Source organism: Mycobacterium sp. (assembly GCF_049802695.1).
In the GTDB taxonomy this organism is placed as follows: Bacteria; Actinomycetota; Actinomycetes; order Mycobacteriales; family Mycobacteriaceae; genus Mycobacterium.
The window spans coordinates 1-2249 of sequence record NZ_JBARMY010000433.1 but is presented as its reverse complement, the minus strand read 5'-3'; the positions used below and the strand labels follow the sequence as shown (position 1 = coordinate 2249).

2 protein-coding genes and 1 pseudogene are annotated in these 2249 nt (G+C 66.2%); 2 read left to right on the top strand and 1 reads right to left on the bottom strand.

All coding sequences use genetic code 11. The features are described from left to right. The first annotated feature begins 155 nt into the window (after positions 1-155). The gene (gene stf0, locus WA317_RS17385; RefSeq protein WP_425174212.1) at positions 156-962 is read left to right on the top strand and encodes a trehalose 2-sulfotransferase; all 807 of its coding nucleotides are present in this window, start codon (positions 156-158) and stop codon (positions 960-962) included. Positions 963-974: 12 nt separating this feature from the next. Here stf0 and WA317_RS17380 read toward each other — a convergent pair whose 3' ends face one another. Continuing rightward, positions 975-1739 (bottom strand): trans-aconitate 2-methyltransferase, encoded by a 765-nt coding sequence (locus WA317_RS17380; RefSeq protein ID WP_425174211.1) that lies wholly within the window; start codon positions 1737-1739, stop codon positions 975-977. An 88-nt stretch (positions 1740-1827) separates the two neighbouring features. On the opposite strand from WA317_RS17380, the pseudogene WA317_RS17375 reads away from it, so the two are divergent. Continuing rightward, a pseudogene (locus tag WA317_RS17375) lies at positions 1828-2249 on the top strand (amidohydrolase family protein); the annotation flags it as partial.

Genomic DNA, 2249 nt, shown 5'->3' with positions numbered 1-2249 from the left:
TTCGCCACGGCGCCGGCCACATGGCGCAGTTGTTCTTTCGCTGTGTCGACCACTGTGTCCAGGTATCCCACCATTGGCCTCCTTCGAGTACCGGAAGCCGTACCCGCTGAGCCGTCAGCCGACACCTATTGCCTTAGGCTCACGTTGTGGCTCATCTGGCATCCGAGACCCCGACGTCATATCTGGTGCTCGCCACCCAGCGCAGCGGCAGCACTCTGCTGGTGGAATCGCTTCGCGCGACCGGAAGTGCCGGTGAGCCACAAGAGTTCTTCCAGTACCTGCCCAGCACCGGCATGGCACCGCAACCGAGGGAATGGTTCGCCGATGTCACCGACGAATCGATCCTGAAGCTGCTCGACCCGTTGGTGCCCGGCACACCCGACACCTCGACGCCGGTCGCCTGGCGCGAGCACATCCGCAGCTCCGGCCGCACTCCCAACGGGGTGTGGGGCGGAAAGTTGATGTGGAACCAGACGCCGCTGCTGCTGCAGCGCGCGGCCGGGCTGCCGGACCGCTCCGGTGACAGCCTGCGCGCGGCCATTCGCGACGTCATCGGCAGCGAGCCGGTGTTCGTGCACGTCTACCGGCCCGATGTGGTGTCGCAAGCGGTCTCGTTCTGGCGCGCGGTACAGACCCAGGTGTGGCGTGGCCGCCCGGATCCCGAGCGCGATTCCCGGGCGGCCTACCACGCCGACGCCATCGGTCACGTCGTCCAGAATCTGCGCGACCAGGAGGCCGGTTGGCGGGGCTGGTTCGCCGAAGAAGACATCGAGCCGATCGATGTCTCGTATCCGGTGCTGTGGCGCAACCTCACGTCGATCGTCGCCAGTGTGCTCGAGGCTGTCGGCCAAGACCCGCGGCTGGCACCGGACCCCGTGCTGCAGCGTCAGGCCGACAAGCGCTCCGACGAGTGGGTGGACCGATACCGCGAGGAAGCCGCTGAAAGAGGATTGCCGCTGTAGCCGGTGCCTCCGCTATCTGATCTGGGCGACGGTGAACACCCGCCGGAACGGAAAGAACGTGACGCCATCGGGCCGCGGCGGGTAGGCGTCGGCGAGCAGCGGAGTGAGCTCTCGGCGGAACCTCTGCCAGTCCTCGTCGCTGAGCCGCTCGCGCACGGGACGCAGCGCGGTGCCGGTGATCCAGTCCAGCACCGGGTGCTCACCGGTCAGCTGGTGCAGGTAAGTGGTCTCCCACGCGTCGACGGCACATCCGGCCCGGATCAACAGGTCGGCGTAATAGGTCGGCGTTTGGACCACCGCACTCACTCGAAATGGCATGTCTCGCAAAATGTTTGCGAACGGCTCCTGCCGCGCCACCGCTCGGACCGCGGCATGTGAGGGCGTCTCGAAATTGCCGGGCATCTGAATGGCCAGCCAGGTGCCGCCGGCCAGCTGGCCTGCCCAACGCACCAACAGCTCAGCGTGTTCGGGCACCCAGTGCAGTACGGCGTTGCTCATCACCACGTCGGTGTCACGCTGGGGCTGCCAGCTGCGCACGTCGCCGACGGTGGCGTCAACACCACGCTCCTTGGCCGCGGCCACCATTTCCGGTGAGTCGTCCAATGCCTCGATCACCGCGTCGGGCCAGCGCCGCGACAGCTGTAGAGTGAGATTGCCTGCACCGCAACCGAGGTCGACGACACGCCGCGGCCGCTCAGCACCCACCCTGGACAGCAAGTCGTAGAACGGCCGCGCCCGCTGGCCGGCGAAGGCCAGGTACACGTCGGGATCCCACATATACGACCCTCCTGATCGCTGCCGCCGCACACCGGCTGATATGAACAAACCGTATTACGAGAAGTCTCCGCGGAAGTCGAGGTTTGGGATGTGTGAAGATGAGGTGCCGGCGGCCGGAGCAGTTCGGCACGAAAGTGAGGCTGCGGACGTACGGCGGATCTGGTCAGCGCTCGGCCTGCCCGGCGTCATCGACGTGCACACCCACTTCATGCCGAAATCCGTGCTCGACAAGGTATGGCAATATTTCGACTCCGCCGGCCCGCTGGTCGGCCGGAATTGGCCGATCGCCTACCGCGCCGATGAGGTCCGGCGCCTGGAGACTCTGCGCCGCTTCGGTGTTCGGCAATTCACCGCGCTGGTGTATCCGCACAAACCACAGATGGCCGGATGGCTGAATCAGTGGGCGGCCCAGTTTGCGGCGAACACGCCGGACTGCCTGTCCACCGCGACGTTTTATCCCGAACCAGACGCCGGTGACTATGTCGCAGCAGCTCTGCGCGGCGGTACCCG

What these genes read in the sequence shown, in the direction of transcription:
- WA317_RS17380 (WP_425174211.1), bottom strand. Translation starts at nt 1,739, where the DNA reads ATGTGGGATCCCGACGTGTACCTGGCCTTCGCCGGCCAGCGGGCGCGG.